The organism is Streptomyces sp. NPDC050636, assembly GCF_040654775.1.
Lineage (GTDB): Bacteria > Actinomycetota > Actinomycetes > Streptomycetales > Streptomycetaceae > Streptomyces.
The window spans coordinates 1-12,339 of record NZ_JBFAIP010000028.1; the positions used below are offsets into that span (position 1 = coordinate 1).

Annotated in this window: 11 protein-coding genes and 1 pseudogene; 5 read left to right on the forward strand and 7 right to left on the reverse strand. The window is 71.7% G+C overall.

Annotated features, from left to right (window positions below):
* Window positions 1-533: pseudogene (locus tag AB0I10_RS21175) on the reverse strand (two-component sensor histidine kinase); the annotation flags it as partial.
* 6 nt (window positions 534-539) lie between these two features.
* Window positions 540-1,193, reverse strand: coding sequence for a response regulator transcription factor (locus AB0I10_RS21180; RefSeq protein WP_363154080.1), 654 nt, complete (start codon window positions 1,191-1,193; stop codon window positions 540-542).
* Between the two features lie 327 nt (window positions 1,194-1,520).
* Here AB0I10_RS21180 and AB0I10_RS21185 point away from each other — a divergent pair, with 327 nt between their 5' ends.
* Window positions 1,521-1,694 (forward strand): hypothetical protein, encoded by a 174-nt coding sequence (locus AB0I10_RS21185; RefSeq protein ID WP_363154081.1) that lies wholly within the window; start codon window positions 1,521-1,523, stop codon window positions 1,692-1,694.
* 81 nt (window positions 1,695-1,775) lie between these two features.
* On the opposite strand, the gene AB0I10_RS21190 is transcribed toward AB0I10_RS21185, so the two are convergent.
* Both AB0I10_RS21190 and AB0I10_RS21195 read right to left on the reverse strand, forming a co-directional pair.
* A complete protein-coding gene (locus tag AB0I10_RS21190) occupies window positions 1,776-2,579 on the reverse strand; it encodes an inositol monophosphatase family protein (RefSeq protein ID WP_363154145.1) in 804 nt (267 codons plus the stop codon).
* A 91-nt stretch (window positions 2,580-2,670) separates the two neighbouring features.
* Complete coding sequence (locus AB0I10_RS21195) at window positions 2,671-3,861, reverse strand: ferrochelatase (protein ID WP_363154082.1); 1,191 nt, start codon at window positions 3,859-3,861, stop codon at window positions 2,671-2,673.
* Window positions 3,862-4,029: 168 nt separating this feature from the next.
* Between AB0I10_RS21195 and AB0I10_RS21200 the strand changes: the two genes are divergently transcribed.
* A complete protein-coding gene (locus AB0I10_RS21200) occupies window positions 4,030-5,286 on the forward strand; it encodes an MFS transporter (RefSeq protein WP_363154083.1) in 1,257 nt (418 codons plus the stop codon).
* 228 nt (window positions 5,287-5,514) lie between these two features.
* A complete protein-coding gene (locus AB0I10_RS21205) occupies window positions 5,515-6,894 on the forward strand; it encodes a D-arabinono-1,4-lactone oxidase (protein ID WP_363154085.1) in 1,380 nt (459 codons plus the stop codon).
* A gap of 90 nt (window positions 6,895-6,984) precedes the next feature.
* Here AB0I10_RS21205 and AB0I10_RS21210 read toward each other — a convergent pair whose 3' ends face one another.
* Window positions 6,985-8,079: a hypothetical protein gene (locus tag AB0I10_RS21210; protein ID WP_363154086.1), complete on the reverse strand. Its 1,095-nt coding sequence runs from the start codon at window positions 8,077-8,079 to the stop codon at window positions 6,985-6,987.
* 496 nt (window positions 8,080-8,575) lie between these two features.
* On the opposite strand from AB0I10_RS21210, the gene sepH reads away from it, so the two are divergent.
* On the forward strand, window positions 8,576-9,649 hold the full coding sequence (gene sepH / locus AB0I10_RS21215; protein WP_363154087.1) for a septation protein SepH: 1,074 nt from the start codon (window positions 8,576-8,578) through the stop codon (window positions 9,647-9,649).
* A 114-nt stretch (window positions 9,650-9,763) separates the two neighbouring features.
* Here sepH and AB0I10_RS21220 read toward each other — a convergent pair whose 3' ends face one another.
* Window positions 9,764-10,603, reverse strand: coding sequence for a sulfurtransferase (locus tag AB0I10_RS21220; protein ID WP_363154088.1), 840 nt, complete (start codon window positions 10,601-10,603; stop codon window positions 9,764-9,766).
* Window positions 10,604-10,861: 258 nt separating this feature from the next.
* On the opposite strand from AB0I10_RS21220, the gene AB0I10_RS21225 reads away from it, so the two are divergent.
* Window positions 10,862-11,635: a VOC family protein gene (locus tag AB0I10_RS21225; RefSeq protein ID WP_363154089.1), complete on the forward strand. Its 774-nt coding sequence runs from the start codon at window positions 10,862-10,864 to the stop codon at window positions 11,633-11,635.
* Between the two features lie 23 nt (window positions 11,636-11,658).
* Here the strand turns inward: AB0I10_RS21225 and AB0I10_RS21230 are convergent, their stop codons facing one another.
* Window positions 11,659-12,324 (reverse strand): thymidine kinase, encoded by a 666-nt coding sequence (locus AB0I10_RS21230; protein ID WP_363154146.1) that lies wholly within the window; start codon window positions 12,322-12,324, stop codon window positions 11,659-11,661.
* Window positions 12,325-12,339: the final 15 nt, after the last annotated feature.

Below are 12,339 nucleotides of genomic sequence, written 5' to 3' on the forward strand. Positions count from 1 at the left end.
CCCAGCTCGATCCGACGGTGCAGATCCGAACCGGCCACCCGCTGCGCGGTACGCGTGATCCGGCCCAGCGGCGACAGCACCCGCCCCGCCATCGCATACCCGAACGCGAACGCGACGACGGTCAGACCCATCAACGCCATCAGGGAACGCTGCAGCAGCGTGTCGAGGGCGTCCGCCCGCTGGCGCAGCAGACACCGGCCCACCTCGCTGTTCAGCTGGGGGACGTCCACCACCGAGGTCAGCCCCGGGCAGGTGCTGCTGTAGATCTTCAGCTCCTTCGCGTCCACGATCTTGAAGGGCAGCTGGTTGCCGGCGCTCAGCGCGTTCGCGGCGAGCATGTAGATGATCGTGAGCAGCACGATGCCGGCCATCAGGAACATGCCGCCGTACAGCAGCGTGAGCCGTATCCGGATGGTGGGGCGCAGCCAGGGGAAGGGCCGGACGCTGACCGGCTTGGGGTCCCAGGTGGGCTTCGGCGGAGCGGAGGGCGGCGGGGCGGACGCCGCCTTGGAGAACGAGGGCAGGGAGGGCATCGACGGTCAGATCCGGTATCCCGAGCCGGGGACGGTGACGATCACCGCGGGTTCGCCGAGTTTGCGGCGCAGCGTCATGACCGTGACCCGGACGACGTTGGTGAAGGGGTCGGTGTTCTCGTCCCAGGCCTTCTCCAGGAGCTGTTCGGCCGAGACGACCGTGCCCTCGCTGCGCATCAGGACCTCCAGGACCGCGAATTCCTTCGGCGCGAGCTGGACCTCCTTGCCGTCCCGGAAGACCTCGCGGCGGTTGGGGTCGAGCTTGATGCCGGCCCGCTCCAGGACGGGCGGCAGGGCGACGGTGGTACGGCGCCCCAGGGCACGTACCCGGGCGATCAGCTCGGTGAAGGCGAACGGCTTGGGCAGATAGTCGTCCGCGCCGATCTCCAGGCCCTCCACCCGGTCGCTGACGTCGCCGGAGGCGGTGAGCATCAGGACACGGGTCGGCATCCCCAGCTCGACGATCTTGCGGCAGACGTCATCGCCGTGGACGAGCGGGAGATCGCGGTCGAGGACGATCACGTCGTAGTCGTTGACCTCGATCCGCTCCAGGGCGGCCGCGCCGTCGTAGACCACGTCGACGGCCATGGCCTCCCGGCGCAGTCCGGTGGCCACCGCATCGGCGAGCAGCTGCTCGTCCTCGACGACGAGAACACGCACGTCGCTAGTCCTTCCTCAGGGCCCTTTCGGGCGGGGCAATAACGAAAAAACCACTTCTCAGAGCGCTTCCATCCTGCCCCGAAGAGCCATAAACCGGCGGTAAGAGGGGGTGCGGAGGGGCAGAGCCGGGTGCGGGCGGCCCGATTGGCGGGATTCCTCCACAGGTTGAGGTTTCCCTGAGGTTGCGGTTGGGGAGGACGACTGCACACCCGCGATCACGCCCTGTATGGCGCTACGCCACGACCTGATCCACCGCAGGGACCACGCCGTGATCACCCACCCGTCGGCACACCCCCGTGCCACCGACCCACGACGAGGGGGCGCACCATGGACGCGTTCACCGCAGGCATTCTGCAGCGCATAAAGAACACCGAAGCCGATCTGGACCGGGCCCGCGCGACAGGCGACGAATTCCTCGTCGAGGTCGAGCAGGGAGAGCTGGAGGACCTGCAGCGCCTGGCCGTCGAACATGGCGTAAAGGTCGAGGTCAGCACCGTCTGATCACCCGGCCGCTCGCGACAGCGGCGCCCCGGCACCTCGTGGACGGTGCCGGGGCGCAGTCGTGCCTGCTTCCGCCCGGGGTCAGTCGTGCCAGGCGCCGAGCTCGTCCAGGAGCGGCTGGAGCTCCTCGAAGACGGCCGGGGAGGCGGCGACGGTCAGCTCGTGGGAGGCCACCTCGCCGGGACGGCCGCCGGTGAGCGCACCGGCCTCGCGGGCGATCAGCACACCGGCCGCCAGGTCCCACGGATTCAGACCGCGCTCGTAGTAGGCGTCGAGCCGGCCGCAGGCCACATCGCACAGGTCGATCGCGGCCGAGCCGCCGCGCCGGATGTCGCGGACCCGGGGGATCAGCGTGCGCACCACGTCGGCCTGGGCGGCCCGGCGCTCGGTGAGGTAGCCGAAGCCGGTGCCGACCAGCGCCTGGGAGAGCGGCGGCGCGGGCCTGTGGTGGATGCGCTCGCCGTTGTTGAACGCGCCGCGGCCGAGGACGGCCTGGTAGGTCTCGCCGCGCATCGGGGCGGCGACGACCCCGACGACCGTCTCGCCGTCCTTCTCCGCCGCGATGGACACGGCCCAGGAGGGCAGCCCGTAGAGGTAGTTGACGGTGCCGTCGACCGGGTCGATGACCCAGCGCACGCCGCTGCTGCCCTCGGTGCTGGCGCCCTCCTCCCCCAGGAAGCCGTCGTCGGGCCGGTGCTCGGCGATGAAGCCGGTGATCAGCTTCTCGGAGGCGATGTCCATCTCGGTGACGACATCGATGGGGCTGCTCTTGGTGGCGGCCACGCCCAGATCGGCAGGCCGGCCGTCGCGCAGCAGGACTCCCGCGCGGCGGGCGGCCTCCAGGGCCAGTTCGAGGAGTTCGTCGTACAGCGGATCGCCGTCCAACGGGCTGTCGGACTGCGGCTGGCCGGGGTTCAGCGGGTCGGGCACGATGCTCCTTGCTCGGACGAGCGGTGGTCGGAAGGCTTTCGGGGACCTACGGTGCCGGCGCCGGGGACTCCGCGGCCGGGCCCTGCCAGTCCACACCGGCGGCGGCCGGTCGCGGGGCCCGTGCGGGACAGCAGCCCACCGGGCAGAGGTCGTGGGAGGCGGCGAGGGCGCCCAGTGCGCAGCGCTCCGGGGTAAGGCCCCGTTCGGTCGCCGCGCGCTCCAGGAGGAGGTCGCGGACGGCCGCGGCGAACCGGGGGTCGGCGCCGACGGTGGCCGATCTGGCGACCGGCAGCCCCAGCTCCGCGGCCTTGGCGGTGGCCTCGGTGTCGAGGTCGTACTTGACCTCCATGTGGTCCGAGACGAACCCGATGGGGGCCATGACGACGGCGGGGACGCCCGCGCGGTGTGCCTCCTCCAGGTGGTCGCAGATGTCCGGCTCCAGCCACGGGATGTGCGGGGCGCCGCTGCGGGACTGGTAGACGAGCCGCCAGGGGTGGTCCACACCGGTCTCCGCGCGCACCGCGTCCGCGATCACCCGCGCCACGTCCAGGTGCTGGGCGACATACGCGCCGCCCTCGCCGTCCCGGGTGTGGTCGGCGGGCGTACCCGAGGCGTCGGCGGCGGCCGTGGGGATCGAGTGGGTGGTGAAGGCGATATGGGCGCCGGCCCGGACGTCCTCGGGCAGTTCGGCGAGTGAGGCCAGCACTCCGTCGATCATCGGGCGGACGAAGCCGGGGTGGTTGAAGTAGTGGCGGAGCTTGTCGACCCGGGGTACCGGCAGGCCCTCGGCCTGGAGGACGGCGAGCGCGTCGGCGAGGTTCTCGCGGTACTGGCGGCAGCCCGAGTACGAGGCGTACGCGCTGGTGGCCAGGACGGCGATGCGGCGGTGGCCGTCATTGACCATCGTGCGCAGAGCGTCGGTCAGATACGGCGCCCAGTTGCGGTTGCCCCAGTAGACCGGCAGGTCCAGGCCGTGCTCGGCGAAGTCCTTGCGCAGCGCGTCCAGCAGCTCGCGGTTCTGCGCGTTGATGGGACTCACGCCGCCGAACAGGAAGTAGTGCCGGCCCACCTCCTTGAGGCGCTCTCTGGGGATGCCTCGGCCACGCGTGACGTTCTCCAGGAACGGGACGACGTCCTCGGGACCCTCGGGTCCGCCGAAGGACAGCAGCAGCAGGGCGTCGTAGGGATCAGGGCCCCCCGCGGAGCGGCTGGGGGGAGCTTCGCACTGTTCGGGCATGTCGTCGATCCTGCCACCCTTCCCCCGGATACGGAGGGCAGCCCCGGTGCGGCGCCGGTGCGACGGAAGGCGAAAATCCGGAGGCGCCCGGCGACCCGCCGACCGTAAGCTGTATCGGCCCGAGTCATTCCTTACCGATCTTCGGTCCTCACCGGCGGAGCACCCTCGTTGCCCAGTCCCTACCGCGCCATATTCGGTCGCCCCGGCACCAAGTCGTTCTCCGCCGCCGGGCTCCTGGGCCGTATGCCGCTGTCGATGATGAGCATCGGCGTCGTCACGATGATCTCCCAGCTGACCGGCCGCTACGGCCTGGCGGGGGCGCTGTCCGCGACGCTCGCGCTGTCCGCCGCGGTCCTCGGTCCGCAGATCTCGCGACTGGTCGACCGGCACGGCCAGCGCCGGGTGCTGCGCCCGGCGACCCTCGTGTCGATCACCGCCGTCGCCGGTCTGCTGCTCAGCGCGCAACAGCGCTGGCCGGACTGGACGCTGTTCGTCTTCTCGGCCTGTGCGGGCTGTGTGCCGAGCGTGGGCTCGATGATCCGGGCGCGCTGGGCGGAGATCTACCGGGGCTCCCCGCGCATCCTGCACACCGCGTACTCGTGGGAGTCGATCGTCGACGAGGTGTGCTTCATCGTCGGCCCCATCCTGTCCATCGGGCTGTCCACGGCCTGGTTCCCGGAGGCCGGGCCGCTGCTGGCCGCCGGCTTCCTGGCCGTCGGCGTCTGCTGGCTGACCGCGCAGCGCGCGACGGAGCCGGTGCCGCATCCGCGCGAGCAGCACTCCAAGGGCTCCGCGCTGCGCTCGCCGGGACTGCAGGTACTGGTCGTGACGTTCGTGGCGACCGGCGCGATCTTCGGGGCGATCGACGTGGTGACCGTCGCGTTCGCCGAGGAGGCGGGTCACAAGGCCGCCGCCAGCCTGGTGCTCGCGGTCTACGCGCTCGGTTCGTGTGTGGCCGGCGCCGTCTTCGGGCTGCTGCACCTGACGGGGCACGCCTCCCGCCGCTGGGTGATCGGCGTCTGCGCGATGGCCGTGAGCATGGTGCCCCTCCAGCTGACCGGCTCGCTGCCGGTACTGGCGGTGGCGCTGTTCGTCGCGGGGCTGTCCATCGCCCCGACGATGGTGACCACCATGGCGCTGGTCGAGGAACATGTGCCGCGGTCGAAGCTGACCGAGGGCATGACGTGGACGAGCACCGGGCTCGCGGTGGGCGTCGCCCTCGGTTCGTCGGCGGCCGGCTGGGTCGTCGACGCGGCCGGTGCGGGACGGGGCTATCTCGTGCCGTGCGCGGCGGGGGCGCTCGCCGCACTCGTGGCGGTCGCCGGCCACCGGAGGCTCCGGCCGCGCCCCACGACGACGGCACCGGTCGCGGAAGGCGGCCCGGCCGCGCAGCAGCAGGACTCGCACAGCGGGTCGTCCTGCTGACGGCTCGTACGCGGTCTGGCGGGTGCCTCCGGCGCCGCGGACTCCGGCATCGCGAGCCTCCCTGTTACCGGCGGTACGACTTGTCACGGAGCCGGGCGATTCCGGCCGATTCCTTGATCATGTGATTCCCGTCACCCCACCTGGATGTCGTGTCGGTGACTGACATCATGCGCTCACACCAACGGCCGCCGAACACGGCGGGCCCGTGCGGAGGGAGGGGACGTCACCATGGCAGTCAGCAACGCCGTCGACGGCTCGGGAGGGCGGGGGTCGACCACGTCACCAACACGGCCGTGGCGCAACTGGGCGGGCAATGTCACCGCCCGCCCCGCACGGACCGTGGCCCCCGCGAGCACCGAGGAACTGGCGGCCGCCGTCCGCGCGGCCGCCGAGGACGGGCTGACGGTCAAGGCGGCCGGCACCGGCCACTCCTTCACCGCGGCCGCCGCCACCGACGGGCTGCTGATCCGTCCCGAGCGGCTCACCGGCGTACGGAAGGTCGACCGTGAGGCGGGCACGGTGACGGTGGCCGCCGGCACGCCCCTCAAGCACCTCAACGAGACGCTGGCCGCGCACGGACTGTCGCTGACCAACATGGGCGACATCATGGAACAGACCGTCTCCGGGGCCACCAGCACCGGCACCCATGGCACCGGCCGTGACTCCGCCTCGATCGCCGCCCAGATCACCGGCCTCGAACTGGTCACCGCCGACGGCACGGTCCTCACCTGCTCGGCCAGGGGCAACGATGAGAACAACGAAAACGATGAAAACTCTGCCGTCTTCGACGCGGCACGGCTGGGCCTCGGCGCGCTGGGTGTCATCACCGAGCTCACCCTCGCCGTCGAGCCGGAGTTCTTGCTGACGGCCCGCGAGGAACCGATGGCGTTCGACGAGGTGACCGGCCGGTTCGACGAGCTGGTCGCCGAGAACGAGCACTTCGAGTTCTACTGGTTCCCACACACCGGCAGCTGCAACACCAAGCGCAACAACCGCAGCCAGGGCCCGGCCGCGCCGCCCGGCAGGGTCAGCGGCTGGGTCGAGGACGAGCTGCTGTCCAACGGTGTCTTCCAGCTGGCCTGCGCCGTCGGCCGGGCCGTACCGGCCGCGATACCGGGCATCGCCAAAGTCTCCAGCCGCGCGCTGTCGGCCCGTACGTACACCGACATCCCCTACAGGGTCTTCACCTCGCCGCGCCGGGTGCGGTTCTTGGAGATGGAGTACGCGGTGCCCCGCGAGGCCGCCGTCGCGGCGCTGGGCGAGCTGCGGGCTCTGGTCGAGCGCTCCGACTTCAAGGTCAGCTTCCCCGTGGAGGTGCGTACCGCACCGGCCGACGACATCCCGCTGTCCACCGCCTCGGGCCGGGACACCGCCTATATCGCGGTGCACATGTACCGGGGGACGCCGCACCAGGCGTATTTCGCGGCCACCGAGCGGATCATGACGGCGCACGGCGGGCGCCCGCACTGGGGGAAGCTGCACACCCGCGACGCCGGCTACCTGGCCGACGCCTATCCGCGCTTCGCGGAGTTCATCACACTGCGTGACCGCCTGGACCCCGAGCGGCGGTTCGCCAACGACTATCTGCGGCGGGTTCTGGGCGACTGACCGCCGGCCGGCCCCCACGGCCGCGACCCGGTGCCCCGAGATGGGGTACCGGGTCGCGTCCGTTGCCGGCCATTGCTGATCCGCCCCGTGTCAGGAGGCGTCCGGTTCCTGACTCTGCTGGGACCCGGTGTTCTGCTGGTCCTGCTGAGCCCCCTGGTCCTGGCCGCTCGTCGAGCCGTCGCCGGAGTCTCCGCCCGTGCCGGAATGGCTCGGGGACGGAGCGCCGGACGGGGACGTCTCGGGGTCCGGCGAGGTCTTGCCGCCGTCGGACGGTGTCGGCGTCGGGGACGGCGTCCCGCGGCCGGTGTCGCTACCGGTCCTGCCGGAGTCACCGGGATCCGTGGACGGCTCTCGGGTGCCGCCGCTGTTGCCCTTGCCGGTGGACTGGCCGGGGTCGGGCGACTGCGGGGTGCCGGGCTGGTGCCGGCCGGCGCCGCCACCCGTGATGAGCTGGCCCAGCGTGGTGCCCTTGTTGCCGCTCGGGGTCTCATCGGTGATCAGCTCGGTTGCGGTGACCGTGCCCATGGCGAGGACGAAGACCGCGAGCGCGCCGAGCGCCGGCCGCTTCCAGCCGCGCAGCCGGGTGCCGTACGTCGTGGAGCTGACCTCCTCGGCGTCCGCCGTCCTGTGCGCCTCCTCGTACACCGGGGCCATGGCGTCGGCCGGGCGGGCAGCCGCCTCGCCCGGTGCCATGGCCGGGTCGCCGAGGCTCGGCACCAGCTGCGTCTTGTCGGTGGGCCGTCCGACGCCGGGGTGCGCGCCCCGCGGGATCAGCTGCGTACGGTCCGTGCCGGGACCGGGAGTCCTGGCCGCGACGGACGTGATCTCGTCCGGCGCGCCCTGTTTGTCGAAGGTGGGCAGCACCATCGTGGGGTCGGCGCGTCGCGCGCCCCGTGTTGTGGATCGGGAGTCGGAATCGGAGGAGCGGCGCGGCTTCGGTCGTGTCACGACCGTCGCTTCCTTGAGCTGCTCGCCGGTGCGCCGGAACAGATGCTGGAATATCGAACCGCCGGTCGTGGCCACGACACTGACCACACCCGCGCCGATGATGGTTCCGTAGACGCCTAGCCGGCCCGCGAGATACGCGGCGACGGCCGCTGCGAGAGCACTGCCCGCGACCTGAGCCACGCTCAGGTCGATCCGCTTCCTCTTCTTCTTCGTATCGGTTTCGGTTTCTACGTCCATCTCCTACCTTTGGTTGCCCCTTCGATCCATATTGCACAAAGAAGGGACCATTTGGCGGAGTGAGTAGTTCCGAATCTGGGGGATCTGTGAATCTCGCCACCTGCGCCGCAGGTAGAGAGGTCGACAAGGCGACTCAACTCCGTTGGCCCACCAGAAGTTCAGCGGCGCGGCGGTCCACCTCGGTGGCCCGAATGGAGTACTGTGGCGAGCCCTGGCCCCGGTTCCCGTCGGGCTGCCCGGACCCGCGGGAGGGGCCCTGAAAGTGGCGCTCGCCCAGGGGTACCGCCGCTCGGCACGGGTGATCGGCAACAGGGCAAGCGGCATGGTCACTGAGCGTTGCGAACAGGTAACCGTGTCATAACGGCGTTTCTGGGCCAAGCCACGACACGCCGGGTAACTCGGCAATGTTGTGGCAGGCTGCACCCGGGCAGGCCACACTCGACTAGCGGAAGCAGCGACGCACGTGACGTCGGCAGGCACCACCCGGGAGGTCCCCATGCCCGAACTGCGTGTCGTGGCCGTCTCCAACGACGGCACACGGCTGGTGCTCAAAGCTGCGGACAGCACCGAGTACACGCTTCCCATCGACGAACGGCTGCGCGCCGCCGTCCGCAACGACCGTGCGCGGCTGGGCCAGATCGAGATCGAGGTGGAGAGCCACCTCCGCCCGCGGGACATCCAGGCCCGGATACGAGCCGGTTCCTCCGCTGAGGAGGTCGCACAGCTCGCCGGCATCCCCGTCGACCGGGTACGACGCTTCGAGGGCCCGGTGCTCGCGGAGCGCGCGTTCATGGCCGAACGGGCCCGCAAGACCCCGGTACGGCGCCCCGGCGAGAACACCGGCCCGCAGCTCGGCGAGGCGGTCGCGGAGCGGCTGCTGCTGCGCGGCGCCGACAAGGAAAGCGTCCAGTGGGACTCCTGGCGCCGGGACGACGGCACCTGGGAGGTGCTGCTGGTCTACCGCGTCGCGGCCGAGCCGCACTCGGCGAGCTGGACGTACGACCCGCCGCGGCGGCTCGTCCAGGCCGTCGACGACGAGGCGCGGGCGCTGATCGGCGAGAGCGACGACACGCCCGAGCCGAGCTTCCCGTTCGTGCCCCGGATCGCGCGGCTGCCGCGTGACCGGCCCCTGGACCGCGCCCTGGACCGGCAGAGCCCCGACCGCGCCGAGCGCGCGGAGCGTACGGCACCCGCCGGCGAGGAAGCCGAGCCGCGGGGCGGCGAGGAAGCCGCCGGCGAGCGGGAACGCGAGCGGGATTCGCTGACCAGCCTGCTGGAGGCGGTGCCGAGCTTCCGCGGCGACATGGTCGTTCCGGAGACCACGAAGACGCCGCAGAACGAGGAGCCGGCCGCCGAGGCCGAGGTCGAGGAGCCACCCGCGGCGAGCGCCGGGGCCGGTTCCGCGTACGCCGATGTGCTGATGCCCCGGGCCGTGGCCGGCCATCGCGACCGGCTGACCGGGACGACGGACCGGCAGGCCGAGGCGGACGGCGTACGGCCCGGGCGCCGGGCCGCGGTGCCGAGCTGGGACGAGATCGTCTTCGGCACCCGGCGCAAGAAACCGGAGTAGCGGGGCGGCCGTCCGGCCCGTACCCCTCATGGCAACGCCCGTCCGCCCGTCCCCTGCTTCCAGGGGACGGGCGGACGTCGTCATGCAGCCCTTTCCACGGGGCCCCGGCAGGGCTCAGCCCGGCTGCGGGCCGGTGGCGATCGGGCGGGACGGCTCGCCGGACCATTCGCTCCAGGAGCCGACGTACAGCGCGGCGGGGATGCCCGCTACCGCGAGGGCGAGCACCTGCTGGGCGGCGGAGACCCCGGAGCCGCAGTAGACGCCGACCTCGGCGTCCGCGGTGGCGCCCAGCGAGGCGAACCGCTCGGCCAGCTCGGACGCGGTGCGGAAGGTGGTGCCGCCGTCGGCGACGTTCTCGGTCGTCGGCGCGGAGACGGCGCCGGGGATATGGCCGGCGACCCGGTCGATGGGTTCGACCTCGCCGCGGTAGCGCTCGGCGGCCCGCGCGTCCAGGAGGACACCACGGCGGGCCAGCGCGGCCGCGTCGTCGGCGGTGAGCAGCGGCATCGCCCCTGGGGCGGGCGTGAAGTCACCGACTCGCGGAGTCTCTTTGTCGACACTCATGACTCCACCGAACGTCTGCCAGGCGGCGAGACCGCCGTCCAGGACCCGGACATCGGGGTGACCCGACCAGCGCAGCAGCCACCAGGCGCGGGCGGCCGCCCAGCCCTGGCCGCCGTCGTAGACGACCACGGCGCGGTCGGCGCTGACGCCGGCGCCCCGCATGGCCGCCGCGAAGACGGTGAGATCGGGGAGCGGGTGCCGGCCGGCCGCACCGGGGGCGCCGGCCAGCTCGGTGTCGAGATCGACATAGACCGCGCCGGGCAGATGACCGGCCTCGTACTGGGGGCGGCCGGGCGGGCCGCCGAGCTGGTAGCGGATGTCCAGGAGCACCGGAGCGGCGGGTCCCGCCAACTCGCTCGCGAGTTCGGTAGCGGTGATGATGGCATTCATGGGACTCATCCTTGCGTAGCAATGGCTACGCACAGAAGGCGGGTGCCCACCCTCCGTATGACGGAGTTGCGGCGACCGGCAACGCCGCCGAAACGGAAGCGAAACACCAAAACGGGCATTCTCCCTCGCGAACGTGCCAAAGACGGCGCGGCCGGGGCGCACAGCAGATCAGAGGGTGCGAGCATCTGCTCGGGCCCCGCGCCCGTACTACCACCCCCAGATGGCCACCACCCCTGGTCCGAGGAGAGAGTGACGACGATGACGACCGAGGCAGCGACTCGGCGGATGCCCGGCGCGCCCTGCTGGGTGAGCCTCCTTGCCCACAGCCTGTCCGCGACGCAGGAGTTCTACGGCGCGCTCTTCGGCTGGGAGTTCCGCCCGGGGCCGCAGCATCTCGGTCCGTACTGCCGCGCCTACCTCAACGGCCGGGAGGTGGCCGGAGTCGGTGAGCTGGCGCCGGACCGTCAGCTCCCGGTCGCCTGGACCACCTATCTGGCGAGCGATGACGCGGATGTGACCGCCGAGCAGATCCGTTCCTGCGGCGGAACGGTCGGCGTCGGGCCACTGGACGCGGACGACGCGGGACGGATGGCGATCGCCTCCGACCCGCAGGGCGCGATCTTCGGCATCTGGCAGGGCAGGTCGATGACGGGCGCAGCACTCAGCGGCGAGCCGGGCACCCCCGTGTGGAACGAGCTGGTCACCCAGGAGACCGACACCGTCGGGCCGTTCTACGAGCATGTCTTCGGCTTCGAGGCGGAGCCGGTGGTCTCGGCCGACTTCGACTATCGCACGCTGCACCTCAAGGGGCGGGCGGTGGCGGGCATCCACGGCGTGGGGAACGCCCTGCCACGCGACCGGGGGCCGCACTGGATGACGTATTTCGGCGTCTCGGACACCGATGCCGCGACGCGCCGGGTCGGCGAGCTGGGCGGGCATGTGCTGCGGCCCGCGCGGGAATCCGCGCACGGGCGGCTGGCGACGGTCGCCGACAGCGAGGGCGCCGTCTTCACCATCATCCAGCAGCGGTAAGGCCGGAGCGGGCCTGGCCGGGGCTACTTGGGGGCGTCGACCGGCAGGACGTCCGGCGAGAGCGCAGCCGCGCGGGCGGTCGCGGAGGTCTGGCGACGGCGGTGGTGGCGTCGGCACAGCACCTCGTAACCCACCTCGGCCGGCGGACCGTCCACATCACCCACCACATCGCCGACCACGACCTGCGCGCCCTCGACGACCATCCGGCCATCGACCGTACGGGCATTGTGCGTGGCCCGGGCACCGCACCAGCACAGCGCCTCGACCTGCAGGACCTCTATTCGGTCGGCCAGTTCCACCAGGCGCTGGGAGCCGGGGAAGAGCTTGCTGCGGAAGTCGGTGGTGATACCGAAGGCGAAGACGTCCAGTTCGAGGTCGTCGACGACGCGGGCGAGCTGGTCGACCTGTTCGGGGGCGAGGAACTGAGCCTCGTCGGCGATGACGTAGTCGACCCGGCCGCCGGACGTGAGTTGCCCGACGACATGGGTGTAGAAGTCCATGTCGTCCGCCGCCTCGACGGCCTCGGTGACCAGACCGAGGCGGGAGGAGAGCTTGCCGCGCCCGGCCCGGTCGTTGCGGCTGTAGATCAGGCCCTGCAGGCCGCGGGCCGACCGGTTGTGCTCGATCTGCAGAGCGAGAGTGCTCTTTCCGCAGTCCATCGTTCCGGAGAAGAACACCAGCTCGGGCATGGGGAGTTGCGGGCC